Here is a 13,755-nt window from a genome sequence, read left to right as displayed (position 1 = left end):
GCCGCACCCCGCCGCCGGCCCGGTGGAATGCGATCGTGGGCCCGCGGGTTCACACAACGACAACGACAACGACAGCGGCAACGGCACAGGCACAAGGCACAGGCACAGGCACAGAAAGAGCGGAATCATCATGGGCGAGCTGATCCTGATCCGGCACGGCGAGACGGAGTGGTCACGGTCCGGGCAGCACACGAGCTACACCGATCTGCCCCTGACCGCCTTCGGGGAACGGCAGGCCCGTGCGCTGGCGCCCCTGCTCGCCGACCGGCGCATCGCACTCACCCTCGTCAGTCCCGCCGTACGCGCCCGGCGCACCGCCGAGCTCGCCGGACTCGCCGCCCCCCGCATCACACCCGAGCTGCGCGAATGGGACTACGGCGGCTACGAAGGGGTGACCACCGACGAGATCCGCCGCACCCGCCCCGAGTGGAACCTCTGGACCGACGGAGTCGCTGCCGGCCCCGAGGCGCACCCCGGCGAAGCCCCCGACGAGGTCGGTGCCCGCGCCGACCGGGTGCTGGCCGAAGTCGCGGAGGCGGCGAGCCGTGACACGGACGAGGACGTCGCGCTCGTCGCGCACTCCCACTTCCTGCGCGTGCTCACCGCCCGCTACCTCGGCCTGACCCCGGCCGAGGGCACACTGTTCCAGCTCGCCACGGGAGCCGTATCCCGGCTCGGCACCGAGCACGGGAAGCCGGTCGTCACGGCATGGAATGTGACATTGCCGGAGAGCCTGTTTCCCCGGGCCGTACCGGAGACACCGGAACGCGACTGAGCGGGAGACGCGCCGCCCCGTGAGCGGACCGACGGCCGGTACCCCGGGGCGGGGGTACCGGCCGTCGGCCGTGACGAAGGGGAAACGTCGGGTCAGGAGAGCAACTCCAGCTCCGCGAGCGTGCCTTCACCGGCGAACACCAGGCGGTAGTGCGCGTACGAGCCCGGATCGGTCACCGAGAACACCCGCGTCTGCCTGTCCCAGGCAAAGGACTCGGCCGAGCGCTTGTCGAGGTCCTTCCAGGTCGTGCCGTCGTACGAGCCCTGGAGGACCCAGCCGGCCGGGGCCCCGGCCGCCTTGTCCGACGTCAGTGTGTAGCGGACCGCTTCCGTGGCCGAGGGGACCGGCAGGTCCACCGTGGCGACCTTCGCCGAGGTGGCCGACGTGTTGTCGAACAGGGCGCCGTCGCCCTTCACCACGTCCGCCTGCGGCGACGCCACCTCGTCGTCCGTGGTGATCGAGGTCGGTGCCGCGTCCTTGCCGGTGCCCCACGACGACGGCCTCGGGCTCATGTCGAAGTCCAGCACACCGCCCTCGGCCAGCAGCTCGTGCGGCAGCGAAGTGGAGGTCCACTTCTTGCCGTTGACCCTCAGGCCCTGCACATAGATGTTCTTCGCACTGTTCTTCGGTGCCCTGACGACCAGGTCGTGGCCGTTCTCCAGATGGACCGTGGTCTTCTTGAAGAGCGGGGAGCCGATCGCGTACTCGCCACTGCCCATGACCAGCGGGTAGAAGCCGAGCGAGGAGAAGAGGTACCAGGCCGACTGCTCGCCGTTGTCCTCGTCGCCGTGGTAGCCCTGCCCGATGTCGCTGCCGGTGTAGAGCCGGCTCAGGACCTCGCGGACCTTCTCCTGCGTCTTCCAGGGCCGCGAGGCCGCGTCGTACATGTAGGTGACATGGTGTGCGACCTGGTTGCTGTGGCCGTACTGCCCCATCCGTACGTCACGGGCCTCGGTCATCTCGTGGATGACACCGCCGTACGAGCCGACGAACTCGGGGCCCGCTGTCTCGGGAGTGGCGAAGTACGTGTCGAGCTTCTTCGCCAGGCCGTCCCGGCCGCCGTACAGATTCGCCAGACCGCGGCTGTCCTGCGGGGCGGTGAAGGCGTAGCCCCAGCCGTTGGTCTCCGTGTAGTCGTAGCCCCAGACCCGGGGGTCGTACTTCTCCGAGGGGAGCCGCCAGTCGCCCTTGGCGTCCTTGCCCTGGAAGAAGCCGGCCTTGTCGTCGAAGAGCTGGACGTAGTTGCGGGCGCGGTTGAGGAAGTACTCGGACTCCTCCTTGTACCGCTCCTTCTTCGTCTTCTTGTAGAGAGCCCGGCCCATCTGCGCGATGCCGTAGTCGTTGAGGTAGCCCTCCAGCGACCAGGACAGGCCCTCGTGCGTCGAGGTGTTCGCGTAGCCGACGAACGGGGAGGTGACCATGCCCTTGCGGCCGACGCCCGAGGACGGCGGGACCACCGTGGCGTTCTTCAGCGCCGCGTCGTACGCCGCCTCCGCGTCGAACTTCACGCCCTTGACGTAGGCGTCCGCGAACGCGACGTCCGAGGAGGTACCGGTCATCAGGTCGGAGTAGCCGGGGGAGGACCAGCGGGAGATCCAGCCGCCGTCCTTGTACTGCTGGACGAAGCCGTCGACCATCTCGCCGGCCCTGTCCGGGGTGAGCAGGGAGTACGCGGGCCACGTCGTCCGGTAGGTGTCCCAGAAGCCGTTGTTGACGTACACCTTGCCGTCGACGATCTTCGCCCCGGTGTGCGTCGGGGTGTCGGAGCCGACCTGCGGGGAGAAGGGGCTTGCGTACTTGTCCTTGCCGTCGACCCTCTCGAAGCCCGAGTTCGGGTACAGGTACAGCCGGTACAGGCTCGAGTAGAGGGTGGTCAGCTGATCGGCCGTGGCACCCTCGACCTCCACCTTGCCCAGGATGTCGTCCCAGGCCCGCTGCGCCCGGTCCTCGACCCGGCCGAAGGAGCGGGAGTCGGGGATCTCGGCGGCGAGGTTCCGCTTCGCCTGGTCGATGCTGATCAGCGAGGTCGCCAGGCGCAGGTTCACCGTGCGGTCCTTGCCCGCGTCGAAGCGGAGGTAGCCCGTGACGTCGTCGCCACCGCCGCCGGACAGCTTGCCGCTCGCGGTGACCGGGGCGTCGAAGACGCCGTACACGAACAGGCGGGTGGCACCGGTCGAGCCGCCGCTCTTCACATCGGAGAATCCGGTGAAGGAGCTGGTGTCCGGGTCGAGGGTGAGCCCGCCGTCGTTGGAGACGTTGTCGAAGACGATGCTCGCGTCGTCACCGGGGTAGGTGAACCGCATCCGGGCCGCGTGGTCGGACGGCGTCATCTCGGCCTTGAGGCCGTTGTCGAAGCTCACACCGTAGTAGTGCGGCTTCGCCGTCTCGTTCTCGTGGTGGAACGGCAGCGCACGCGCCTTGCGGGAGGCGTCCGGGGTGCCGCTGACCGCCGAGGGCATCAGCTGGAAGGTCTGCCGGTCGCCCATCCAGGGGCTCGGCTCATGGCTGGCGCTGAACGCCTGGAGGGTGGGCAGGTTGTCGTCGTTGTTGCCGCGCGCGTAGTCGTACAGCCAGCTGGTCGATCCGGCGTTGGTGACCGGCGTCCAGAAGTTGAAGCCGTTCGGGACCGCGGTGGCGGGGAAGTTGTTGCCCCGGGAGAAGCCGCCGCTGGAGTTGGTGCCGCGGACCGTCGACGCGTAGTCGGAGAGGTGCGCGCGGCGCTTCTCGGGCGCCTTCGGGGCGATCTCGATGTCGTCGATCCAGCCCTGGAACTTCGCCGTGCCCTTGGGGGAGTCGTACGCCACCAGGATCCGGTCGACGGTCTTTCCCGCCGCGACCGTGCCGATCGTCGACTCGACCTTGTTCCACTGGTTGACGTACAGCCGCTTGGCGTCGGCCTGACCCTGCGGGGTCAGCAGGCCGCCGTTGCTGTCGGTGGCCCGCAGATCGCTCAGATACGTGCCGTCCGTGAACGCCAGGTCCACCGCGACATGGGTCGCCGGATAGGAGAGGTCGGTCTCGCCCATCTGGGGATGGACCAGATAGGACAGTGAGGTGTCACGGGTGACGGCCGTGTTCACATCGAAGACCTTGTTGTACGAGTAGGCGCGGCCGTCCGCCTTGTGCGTACCGGCGTACCGCAGGGCCTTCTTCCCGGTGAAGCCCGCGCCCGCCTTCGCGGTGGGGGAGCCGGAGGGGCCGCGGTCGGGCTGGCTGCGCATCTCGTCGGGGGCCGGGACCGAGGTGTCGCCGTCGGAGAACTGGACATCGGCGAGCTGGGTGGCGTCGGAGGCGCCGTTGTTCTTCGTGATCCGCAGACGGTAGTGCTGATATGCCGTGTCAGATGTGAAATCGTACGACTTCGTCTGGAACCGCTCGGTGAAGGTCTGACCGGTCCGGGAGTCGAGGTCCTTCCAGTCCTTGCCGTCGGCGGAGCCCTGCAGGGTCCAGTCCTTGGGGTCGCGCTCGTCATGGTCATTGGCCGAAGTGAGCGCGTATGTCACGACCTTGACCGGTTCATCGAGATCGAACTCGACCCAGCCGGTGGGCTCGAAGGCCAGCCACTTGGTGCCGGACTCCCCGTCGATCAGGTTTTCCTTGACCTCCCCGCCACCGGTGTTCTCGCCACTGGCGCGGACATCTGTCACCTTGTCGGTGACATTGCCCGGTATTCCTGCGGAGAAGCCGCCATCGACACCCGATGACCGCTTCTTTCCGTCGGGACCCTCTTCTACGGTGTTGCGCCAGTCCGGCTGCTTTTCGTCCGCTTCGAAGGATGAGCTGAATGTCCGGTCCCCCGAAGGGGCCCGGCCCTTTTCGTGGGTCCGGGCCGACTGGGCGGCGGCCACGGAGGGGGCGGTCACGACCAGAACGAGTGAAGCCGCGATCAGTGCGGCCGTACGGCTTTGTCTCTTGCGAGAACCATGTCGGGGCTGCATGCCGAGCCATTCCTCCCGAGGAAGTGCGCCTGGACAACGTTGTCATAGAGCTGCGCAAGGTCCAGTAGGGAGCCAAGTGCCGGGGTGTGTCAAGGGTGTTGGGTGGGAAGCGCAAGCCGAATCGACCGTAATGCGGAAATCGTTACACCCGGATCAGGAAGGTGCGGGTGGCATGTATCCGCGAGGTCTCAACTCGGGAAAGACTGCCGCTCAAACTCGCATTCGATCTTGCTCAGTCGACCGGAAGTGGACTATACCTGTCGGCGTCCGCACCGCTTTTCCGGCCACGCGGACAAGGGGGACACGGGGGAAGGGCCGAGGACAGCACGACGGGTGCATCCGATGCCAGATCTCCCCGACCCCCCACTGCACATGGCTAGCCTGAAATCAGCACTACCCAAGCGCAACTGACCGCGGTGGCGGGGCCCTTCGCCTGAGGCGAATATCGACGGGCGACCGGTACACACCGCCTGAGTCCTGGAGAAGGCGAGGACTTGAGCATGGGATCCACCTCCGCCCACAAGAATGAGGGCCTTGGCCGTCGCGATGTGATCAAGCGATCGGCCGCACTCGGCCTGATCAGCGTTCCGACAATGGGCTTCCTGTCGGCGTGCGCGAGCGGCGACAGCAGCAGCGACAAGAAGGTCGAGAAGGGCAAGGCCACCAAGGCGAACCCGCTCGGCGTCAACGAGACGGCCCCGCTCGAGGTGGTCATCTTCGACGGCGGCTTCGGCCAGCAGTACGCGATCGACGCGGAGAAGAAGTACAACGCGGCGTTCCCGAAGGCTCCGAAGGTCAAGCACGTCGCGACCCAGAAGATCCAGTCGCAGCTGCAGCCCCGTTTCAACGGCGGCACCCCGCCGGACCTGATCGACAACTCCGGCGCCGAGCAGATGGACATGGGTGTCCTGGTCGGCAAGAAGCAGCTGCTCGACCTGACGCCGCTGATGGACGCCCCGTCCATCGACGACCCGAGCAAGAAGGTCCGCGACACGCTGCGCCCCGGTGTCCTGGAGATGGGCCAGTTCGACGGCGACCCGGTCTGGATCATGTACTACGCGTACACCGTGTACGGCGTCTGGTACTCGCAGACCGCGCTGGAGAAGCTCGACGCGCAGTACCCCGAGACCTGGGACGACATGCTCGCCCTCTGCGCGAAGGCGAAGAAGCAGGGCATCGCGGGCTGGACGTACGCCGGTAAGTACCCGTACTACCTGCCGTTCTCGCTCTACCCGTTCATCGCCAAGATCGGCGGCCGGGAGGTTCTCGACAAGATCGACAACCTGGAGCCGAACGCCTGGAAGGACCCCGCGGTCAAGGCGGCGTTCGAGGCGTACTACGAGCTGTACAAGAAGGGGTACATCCTCAAGGGCACCCCCGGTCTGACCCACATCCAGTCGCAGACCGAGTGGACCAAGGGCAAGGCGCTCTTCCTCCCGAACGGTTCGTGGGTGGAGAACGAGGCCGCGCCGACCACGCCCAAGGACTTCAAGATGATGGTCGCGCCGCCGTCCGGCCTGGACGCGTCTGACAAGCTGCCGTTCGGCACCATCTGGGCGTCCGGCGGCGAGCCCTTCATCGTCCCGGCCAACGCGAAGAACCCCGAGGGCGGCATGGAGCAGCTGCGCATCATGCTCTCCGAGGAGTCCTCGAAGAACTTCACCAAGCAGGTCAAGTCGCTCAGCGCCTTCAACGGCGGCACCGACGGTCTGACCCTGTCGACCGCCATGCAGTCCGGCGTCGACGTGCTGAAGAAGGCCGGCGACAACGTGGTGAACCCGCGCCTGCAGGACTGGTACGTGAAGCTCCAGAAGGAGCAGATCGGTGTCGCCGGTATCGGCGAGATGATGGCCGGCCGCGCGACCCCGGCGGAAGCCATCAAGAAGATCCAGGCCTTCGCCGACGCGGCGGCCAAGGACCAGTCCATCAAGCACTACAAGCACCAGTGAGCAACCGTCACCAGCGGCGGCACCCGCGGAAAGATCGGGGTCGGTAAACGATGCAGCATGGCAAGTACCGTTTCATCGTGGGATTCTTGGTACTCCCACTCGCGTTGTACGCGGTCTTCGTCATTTGGCCGTTCATCCAGTCCATCTACTACTCGTTCACGGACTGGACCGGCCTGAGCCCGGACTTCAAGATGGTCGGGTTCGGCAACTACACGAGGATGCTGAAGGACGACATCTTCTGGAAGTCGTTGCAGCACAGCGTGTTGCTTGTGGTGCTGCTGCCGCTGGTGACGCTGGGCCTGGCGCTCTTCTTCGCCTTCATGCTCAATGTCGGGGGCCGGCGGCGCAAGAACGCCGCGGTCTCCGGCGTGCGCGGCTCGGGTTTCTACAAGATCGCCTATTTCTTCCCGCAGGTGCTCTCGATCGTCATCGTGGCCCTGCTCTTCCAGTTCGCGTTCAATCCCACCAGCGGGATGCTGAATTCGACACTGAAGACGATCGGTCTGGGTTCCGTCCAGCCGGACTGGCTGGGCGACCCGAGCCTTGCTCTGGTCTGCGTCATGTCGGTGCTGGTCTGGTCGACGGTCGGATTCTTCGTCGTGCTGTTCTCGGCCGGAATGGCGTCCATCCCGAAGGACTTCTACGAGGCGGCGCTCCTCGACGGCGCCAACCGCTTCACCACGTTCTTCCGGATCACCCTTCCGCTGCTCTGGGACACGGTGCAGTCGGGCTGGGTCTACATGGGGATCCTGGCCCTGGGCGTCGAGGCGTTCACCGCCGTGCAGGTCATGACCGTGGGCCCCGGTGGCCCCGACTACTCGACCACGGTCCTGCCGCTGTACGTGTACCAGACGGCCTTCCGTGACGGGCAGGCCGGCTACGCGACGACGATCGGTGTCGGACTGCTCATCGTCACCATGGCCTTCGCCGCCATCGTGATGCGACTGGGCCGGCGCGATCGGCTGGAGTTCTGATGCTGCGATTCCCGGGAGACGGTTCCCGGACCCCCAGCAGGCACCACAGGTCGGCCTCCGTGTCCGGCTCGACAGTACGAGGTGAGTACACGTGAAGACGACTGACACCCCTCCCGCGGCCCCCGCTGCGGACCCGGCCCCGGTGGCCAAGGCGCCCGCACCGGCCGTGAAGGAGAAGAACGGTGAGGGCCAGGTCCTCAACGTCTTCTCGCACGGTGTGCTGATCATCTGGGCGATCCTGGTCGTCCTGCCGCTGCTGTGGGCGGTGATGGCGTCGTTCAAGACCGACGACTCGATCCTTTCGACGCCTTGGGCGCTGCCCGACAAACTGCACTTCGAGAACTGGTCGCGTGCCTGGAGCCAGGCGCACATGAGCGATTACTTCTTCAACACCGTCGTGGTGGTGGGCTGTTCGCTCGTCGGCACCCTGCTGCTGGGGTCGATGGCGGCGTACGTACTGGCGCGGTTCGACTTTCCCGGCAACCGCTTCATCTACTACCTGTTCATCGGCGGGATGAGCTTCCCGATCATCCTGGCGCTGGTCCCGCTGTTCTTCGTCATGAACAACATGGGCCTGCTGAACACGCGGCACGGACTGATCATGGTCTACATCGCGTACTCGCTGCCGTTCACCGTCTTCTTCCTCACCTCGTTCTTCCGGACGCTGCCGACCTCGGTGGCGGAAGCGGCGATGCTCGACGGGGCCTCGCACACCCGGACGTTCTTCCAGGTGATGCTGCCGATGGCGAAACCCGGCCTGATCAGCGTCGGGATCTTCAACTTCCTGGGGCAGTGGAACCAGTACATGCTGCCGACGGTCCTCAACACGGAACCGAATTACCGGGTGCTCTCCCAGGGCCTGGTCGAACTGGCCACCAGCCAGGGGTACAAGGGCGACTGGTCCGGTCTCTTCGCCGGTCTGGTGATGGCGATGCTGCCGGTCCTCGCGGCCTACATCATCTTCCAGCGCCAGGTCGTCGCCGGACTCACCGCGGGCGCGGTGAAGTAACCACCGGCACCGTCCCCGCACCCACGAACCGCCCCTCGGCCATGCGCCGGCGGGCGGTTCATGCGTGGACGGGGCGTTCATGCGTGTACGAACGGCCGCCCCGGGTGCGGACGCAATGCTCATCCGAGGCTTCGCTCGCTCAAGGTCTTGACGGGGGGTGCCGCAAAACGCTCAGCTTAGAGTTCACATGTTAGAGAAAACGGTAGGAGTGAGAGAGTCGATGGAGACTCCGGGGTCGCAGACATCTCTGCATCGCGCCAACCTTGAGCGGGTCGTGCGCGCGGTACGCATGGCCGGCTCGCTCACCCAGGCGGAGATCGCACGGAGCACCGGCCTGTCAGCGGCCACCGTCTCCAATATCGTTCGTGAACTGAAGGACGGCGGCACGGTCGAGGTCACCCCCACCTCGGCGGGCGGCCGCCGGGCCCGCAGCGTCTCGCTCAGCGGTGACGCGGGCATCGTGATCGGGGTCGACTTCGGCCATACGCATCTGCGGGTGGCGGTCGGCAACCTCGCTCACCAGGTGCTCGCCGAGGAGGCCGAGCCGCTGGATGTCGACGCCTCGTCCGCGCAGGGGTTCGGGCGGGCGGAGCAGCTGGTCAGGCGGCTGATCGAGACGACCGGGATCAGTCCGGAGAAGGTGATCGGGGTGGGCCTCGGTGTTCCCGGCCCGATCGACGTGGAGTCCGGCACGCTGGGCTCCACGTCGATCCTGCCGGGCTGGACGGGCATCAACCCCAGCAAGGAGCTCGCAGGCCGGCTCGGTGTGCCGGTGTACGTCGACAACGACGCCAACCTCGGCGCGCTCGGCGAGCTGGTCTGGGGGAGCGGCCGGGGGGTCAAGGACCTCGCCTACATCAAGGTCGCCAGCGGTGTCGGCGCCGGCCTGGTGATCGATGGGCGGATCTACCGGGGTCCGGGCGGCACGGCGGGCGAGATCGGGCACATCACGCTCGACGAATCGGGCCCGGTGTGCCGCTGCGGCAACCGCGGGTGCCTGGAGACCTTCACGGCCGCCCGGTACGTCCTGCCGCTGCTCCAGCCCAGCCACGGGACCGATCTCACCATGGAACGGGTGGTCCAGCTGGCCCGCGAGGGCGATCCGGGCTGCCGCCGGGTGATCGGGGACGTCGGGCGGCACATCGGCAGCGGGGTGGCCAACCTCTGCAATCTGCTCAACCCCAGCCGGGTGATCCTCGGCGGTTCGCTCGCCGAGGCGGGCGAGCTGGTGCTCGCGCCGATCCGTGACTCGGTCTCGCGCTACGCCATTCCGAGCGCCGCCCGGCAGCTGTCGGTGCTGCCGGGGGCGCTGGGCGGCCGGGCCGAAGTGCTGGGCGCACTGGCATTGGTGCTCAGCGAGATGGGGGATTCAACCCTTTTGGGGAGCAGCTCGCCGAAAGCCGCTCCTGCCTTCACTTAGATAACGAATGGCACCGTTGTCATCTCGTTAAGGATTTACTCCTTGACGCTGACGTTGCAGCCGAGTTGACTGCCAGCCACCTCGGCCGCAACGTTGCGGCCACGTCAGGGAGGCAACCCGTAATGAACGCAACGACGCGACGCATCGTCATAGGCACGGCCGCGGTCTCGATGGCCGTCTCCCTCGCCGCCTGTGGCAAGGCGGGCGACGACAAGGACTCCGGCAGCGGCGGGGACGGCAAGACCATCGGTCTGCTCCTGCCGGAGAACAAGACCACGCGTTACGAGACGTTCGACCGCCCGATCATCGAGGCGAAGATCAAGGCGCTGTGCGCCGACTGCGAGGTCAAGTACAACAACGCCGCGCAGGACAGCGAGACCCAGAAGAAGCAGTTCGACGCGCTGGTCACGCAGGGTGTGAAGGTCATCATCCTGGACACCGTCGACTACAAGGCCGCGAAGTCCTGGGTCCAGCAGGCCGCGAAGAAGGACGTCAAGGTCGTCGCGTACGACCGTCTCGCCGAGGGCCCGATCTCCGCCTACGTGTCGTACGACAACGAGAAGATCGGCCAGCTCCAGGGCGAGGCGCTGGTCAAGGCGCTGGGCGACAAGGCCAAGGACAGCAATGTCGTCATGATCAACGGCGCGCCGACCGACCCGAACGCCCCCTTCTTCAAGAAGGGCGCGCACAGCGTCCTCGACAAGCAGGTCAAGAAGGTCGTCTACGAGCAGGACATCCCGGACTGGTCGCCGGACGAGGCCAACAAGAAGATGGGCGCGGCCATCGACTCCCTGGGCAAGGACGGCTTCCAGGGCGTCTACTCCGCCAACGACGGCATGGCCGGCGGCATCATCACGGCCCTGAAGAAGCAGGGCGTCAAGGTTCCGGTCGGCGGTCAGGACTCCGAACTCGCCGGTCTGCAGCGCATCCTCACGGGCGAGCAGTCCTTCTCGATCTACAAGCAGATCAAGCCGGAGGCCGAGACCACCGCCGAGATCGCCGTCAAGCTGCTCAAGGGCGAGAAGATCGACGAACTGGCCCCGGTCAAGGTCGACAGCCTCTCGGGCGAGTTCAAGGGCATCCCGTCGCGTCTGTACGACGCCTCGGTCGTGACCAAGGAGAACATCGCCTCCACGATCGTCGCGGACAAGGTCTACAAGGCCGAGGAGATCTGCACCGCCCAGTACAAGGCGGCCTGCGACGCCGCCGGCATCAAGTAACCCGCGCCGGCAGGCGTCACCCGGTCCGGTCCGGCACCCGCCCCGTCAAATGCCCCGCAGCAGGGGCGGGCGCCGGACTGCTCACCGGCTTCGGACATCCCGCCGGTTCCGGCCCTCGGCGTGCGGTCGTCCCCCGGGCGACGGCCACTGCGGGACGGACCCCGGAGACCGCCCGGCCACCCCGGTGGCCCGGCGACCGGCACTGCCCCCTGTGCTCAGCAGCACCATCCCCGCCGGTCAGGCGGCGAAGGAGATGATTCACGTGTCCGCTACGCCCGTGCTGGCGTTGCGCGGAATCTCCAAGCGGTTCGGCGCCGTCCAGGCGCTCACCGATGTGGACCTGGAGATTCGTTCCGGCGAAGTGGTCGCCCTGGTCGGCGACAACGGCGCCGGCAAGTCGACCCTCGTCAAGACCATTTCGGGTGTCCACCCGATCGACGAAGGCGCCATCGAGTGGGAGGGCAGGACGGTCCGGATCAACCGGCCCAACGACGCCCAGGAGCTCGGAGTCGCCACCGTCTACCAGGACTTGGCCCTCTGCGACAACCTCGATGTGGTCGCCAACCTCTTCCTCGGCAGCGAACTGCGCAAGGTCTCCGTCCTCGACGAGATCGCGATGGAGAAGCGTGCCAAGGAACTGCTGGACACCCTGTCCATCCGGATCCCCAGCGTCCGTATCCCGGTCGCCTCGCTCTCCGGCGGTCAGCGCCAGGTCGTGGCCATCGCCCGCGCCCTGATCGGTGACCCCAAGGTCGTCATCCTGGACGAGCCGACCGCCGCACTCGGCGTGGAGCAGACCGCCCAGGTCCTCGACCTCGTCGAGCGGCTGCGCGAGCGCGGCCACGGCGTCATCCTCATCAGCCACAACATGGCCGATGTGCGCGCCGTCGCCGACAAGGTGGCGGTGCTGCGGCTGGGCCGCAACAACGGGGTCTTCGACGTGGCGACCACGTCCCACGAGGAGATCATCTCCGCGATCACCGGTGCCACGGACAACGCCGTCACGCGCCGCCAGGCCCGCACAGCCACGAAGGAGGACGCGAAGTGAGCGACCTCGCCAAGACCCCCAAGACCTCCGTCGAGAAGCCCGCCGCGGCGGCACCGGCGGCCGAGCCGTCGGCGGCCCCCGTTCCCGCGGTGGACCCGCGCCTGCTCGTCCGCGAAGAGGGCTTCGCGGGCTACTGGTCCGAGTTCACCCGCAAGGTGCGCGGCGGCGAGCTCGGCTCACTGCCGGTCTTCGTCGGACTGATCGTCATCGCGATCGTCTTCCAGTTCCAGAACAGCAACTTCCTCTCCGCCAGCTCCGTCGCCAACATCGCCGTCTACAGCTCCGGCCTCGGCATCATGGCGGTCGGCATCGTCTTCGTGCTGCTGCTCGGCGAGATCGACCTGTCCGTCGGCTCGGTCGCCGGTGTCGGCGCGGCAGTCTGGGCCGTACTCAACGTCAATCACGGCTGGAACGACTGGACGGCGGTCCTCGCCGCGGTGCTCTCCGGGATGGCGCTCGGCGCCCTGCACGGCTTCTTCTTCGCCAAGATCGGGGTGCCGGCCTTCGTCGTCACCCTGGCGGGATTCCTCGGCTGGAGCGGTCTGCAGGAGTGGATGATGGGCGGTGAGGGCTCGATCAACACGCCGTCCGGCAGCATCGTCGAGAACCTCACCAACTACTTCTTCGAGGACAAGGCCGCCGGATACGGTCTCGCCCTGGTCGCCGTCCTCGCGTACGCCGCCTCGCTCCTGGTGGACAGCCGGCGCCGCAGGTCCGCGGGCCTGCCCGCCCGCCCGACCGCCGAGATCGTGCTCCGTACGGGCGTCGTCGCGGTCCTGTGCTTCGCCGTCGCCTACGTACTGAACGAGCCCGCCGGCGCCCGCGGCCTGCCGCTGGCCCTGGTGCTCTTCCTCGCGGTGCTGGTCGCCGCGGACTTCGTGGCCCGCCGGACCACCTTCGGCCGCCAGGTCTTCGCGGTGGGCGGCAACCCGGAGGCGGCCCGCCGCGCCGGTATCAACGTCGACCGGGTCCGGATCACCGTCTTCGCGCTCTCCGGGATGCTGGGCGCCTTCGGCGGTCTCTTCATCGCCAGCCTCTCCGGCGGCGCCACCAAGAGCGTCGGCGGCGGAAACACGCTGATGCTGGTCATCGCGGCCGCCGTGATCGGCGGCACCAGCCTCTTCGGCGGCCGGGGCAAGGTCTGGTCCGCGCTGCTCGGCATGATCGTGATCCAGTCGATCCAGCAGGGCCTGAACATGATCGGTATGGCCAACGCCATCCAGTACATGATCACCGGCGCGGTCCTGCTGGCCGCCGTGGTCATCGACTCGGTCTCCCGCCGCACCCAGAAGACCGCGGGCCGCGCGTAGCCCCCGGGCCAACACGGTCCAGTGCCCGGCACCCCGGACGGGGGCCGGGCACTGTCGGTTGCGGGGTACGGGGTGTGACAGCCCACTCCATGCCCGATGCCCGCGAGGGCGG

Annotated in this window: 9 protein-coding genes; 8 read left to right on the top strand and 1 reads right to left on the bottom strand. The window is 67.3% G+C overall.

The genetic code is table 11. The features are described from left to right. Window positions 1-130: 130 nt before the first annotated feature. The gene (locus tag ABZY11_RS04170) at window positions 131-775 is read left to right on the top strand and encodes a histidine phosphatase family protein (RefSeq protein WP_356477632.1); all 645 of its coding nucleotides are present in this window, start codon (window positions 131-133) and stop codon (window positions 773-775) included. A gap of 92 nt (window positions 776-867) precedes the next feature. Here ABZY11_RS04170 and ABZY11_RS04165 read toward each other — a convergent pair whose 3' ends face one another. After that, a complete protein-coding gene (locus ABZY11_RS04165; RefSeq protein ID WP_356477631.1) occupies window positions 868-4,713 on the bottom strand; it encodes a GH92 family glycosyl hydrolase in 3,846 nt (1,281 codons plus the stop codon). A 500-nt stretch (window positions 4,714-5,213) separates the two neighbouring features. On the opposite strand from ABZY11_RS04165, the gene ngcE reads away from it, so the two are divergent. The 7 genes from ngcE (at window position 5,214) to ABZY11_RS04130 (ending at window position 13,643) form a co-directional block, all read left to right on the top strand. Next, the gene (gene ngcE, locus ABZY11_RS04160) at window positions 5,214-6,662 is read left to right on the top strand and encodes an N-acetylglucosamine/diacetylchitobiose ABC transporter substrate-binding protein (protein ID WP_356477630.1); all 1,449 of its coding nucleotides are present in this window, start codon (window positions 5,214-5,216) and stop codon (window positions 6,660-6,662) included. 50 nt (window positions 6,663-6,712) lie between these two features. Continuing rightward, on the top strand, window positions 6,713-7,636 hold the full coding sequence (locus ABZY11_RS04155) for a sugar ABC transporter permease (protein WP_356477629.1): 924 nt from the start codon (window positions 6,713-6,715) through the stop codon (window positions 7,634-7,636). A gap of 91 nt (window positions 7,637-7,727) precedes the next feature. Further along, window positions 7,728-8,645, top strand: coding sequence for a carbohydrate ABC transporter permease (locus ABZY11_RS04150; RefSeq protein ID WP_356477628.1), 918 nt, complete (start codon window positions 7,728-7,730; stop codon window positions 8,643-8,645). A gap of 220 nt (window positions 8,646-8,865) precedes the next feature. Next, window positions 8,866-10,065, top strand: coding sequence for an ROK family transcriptional regulator (locus ABZY11_RS04145; RefSeq protein WP_356477627.1), 1,200 nt, complete (start codon window positions 8,866-8,868; stop codon window positions 10,063-10,065). A gap of 122 nt (window positions 10,066-10,187) precedes the next feature. Then, a complete protein-coding gene (locus ABZY11_RS04140) occupies window positions 10,188-11,285 on the top strand; it encodes a substrate-binding domain-containing protein (RefSeq protein ID WP_356477626.1) in 1,098 nt (365 codons plus the stop codon). A gap of 253 nt (window positions 11,286-11,538) precedes the next feature. Beyond that, on the top strand, window positions 11,539-12,333 hold the full coding sequence (locus tag ABZY11_RS04135; protein ID WP_356477662.1) for an ATP-binding cassette domain-containing protein: 795 nt from the start codon (window positions 11,539-11,541) through the stop codon (window positions 12,331-12,333). Next, window positions 12,330-13,643: a sugar ABC transporter permease gene (locus ABZY11_RS04130; RefSeq protein ID WP_356477625.1), complete on the top strand. Its 1,314-nt coding sequence runs from the start codon at window positions 12,330-12,332 to the stop codon at window positions 13,641-13,643. Before ABZY11_RS04135 ends, ABZY11_RS04130 begins: the two co-directional genes overlap by 4 nt. Window positions 13,644-13,755: the final 112 nt, after the last annotated feature.

It is taken from the genome of Streptomyces sp. NPDC006510, assembly GCF_040611955.1.
GTDB lineage: Bacteria > Actinomycetota > Actinomycetes > Streptomycetales > Streptomycetaceae > Streptomyces.
The sequence above is the reverse complement of the archived record's forward strand: the minus strand, read 5'-3'. Positions and strand labels throughout refer to the sequence as shown.

Bases quoted from the DNA above. Each gene is read 5' to 3' on its own strand.
- ABZY11_RS04155 (WP_356477629.1), top strand. From the start codon at position 6,713: ATGCAGCATGGCAAGTACCGTTTCATCGTGGGATTCTTGGTACTCCCA.
- ABZY11_RS04140 (WP_356477626.1), top strand. From the start codon at position 10,188: ATGAACGCAACGACGCGACGCATCGTCATAGGCACGGCCGCGGTCTCG.
- ABZY11_RS04165 (WP_356477631.1), bottom strand. From the start codon at position 4,713: ATGCAGCCCCGACATGGTTCTCGCAAGAGACAAAGCCGTACGGCCGCA.
- ABZY11_RS04135 (WP_356477662.1), top strand. From the start codon at position 11,539: ATGATTCACGTGTCCGCTACGCCCGTGCTGGCGTTGCGCGGAATCTCC.
- ABZY11_RS04145 (WP_356477627.1), top strand. From the start codon at position 8,866: ATGGAGACTCCGGGGTCGCAGACATCTCTGCATCGCGCCAACCTTGAG.
- ABZY11_RS04170 (WP_356477632.1), top strand. From the start codon at position 131: ATGGGCGAGCTGATCCTGATCCGGCACGGCGAGACGGAGTGGTCACGG.
- ngcE (WP_356477630.1), top strand. From the start codon at position 5,214: ATGGGATCCACCTCCGCCCACAAGAATGAGGGCCTTGGCCGTCGCGAT.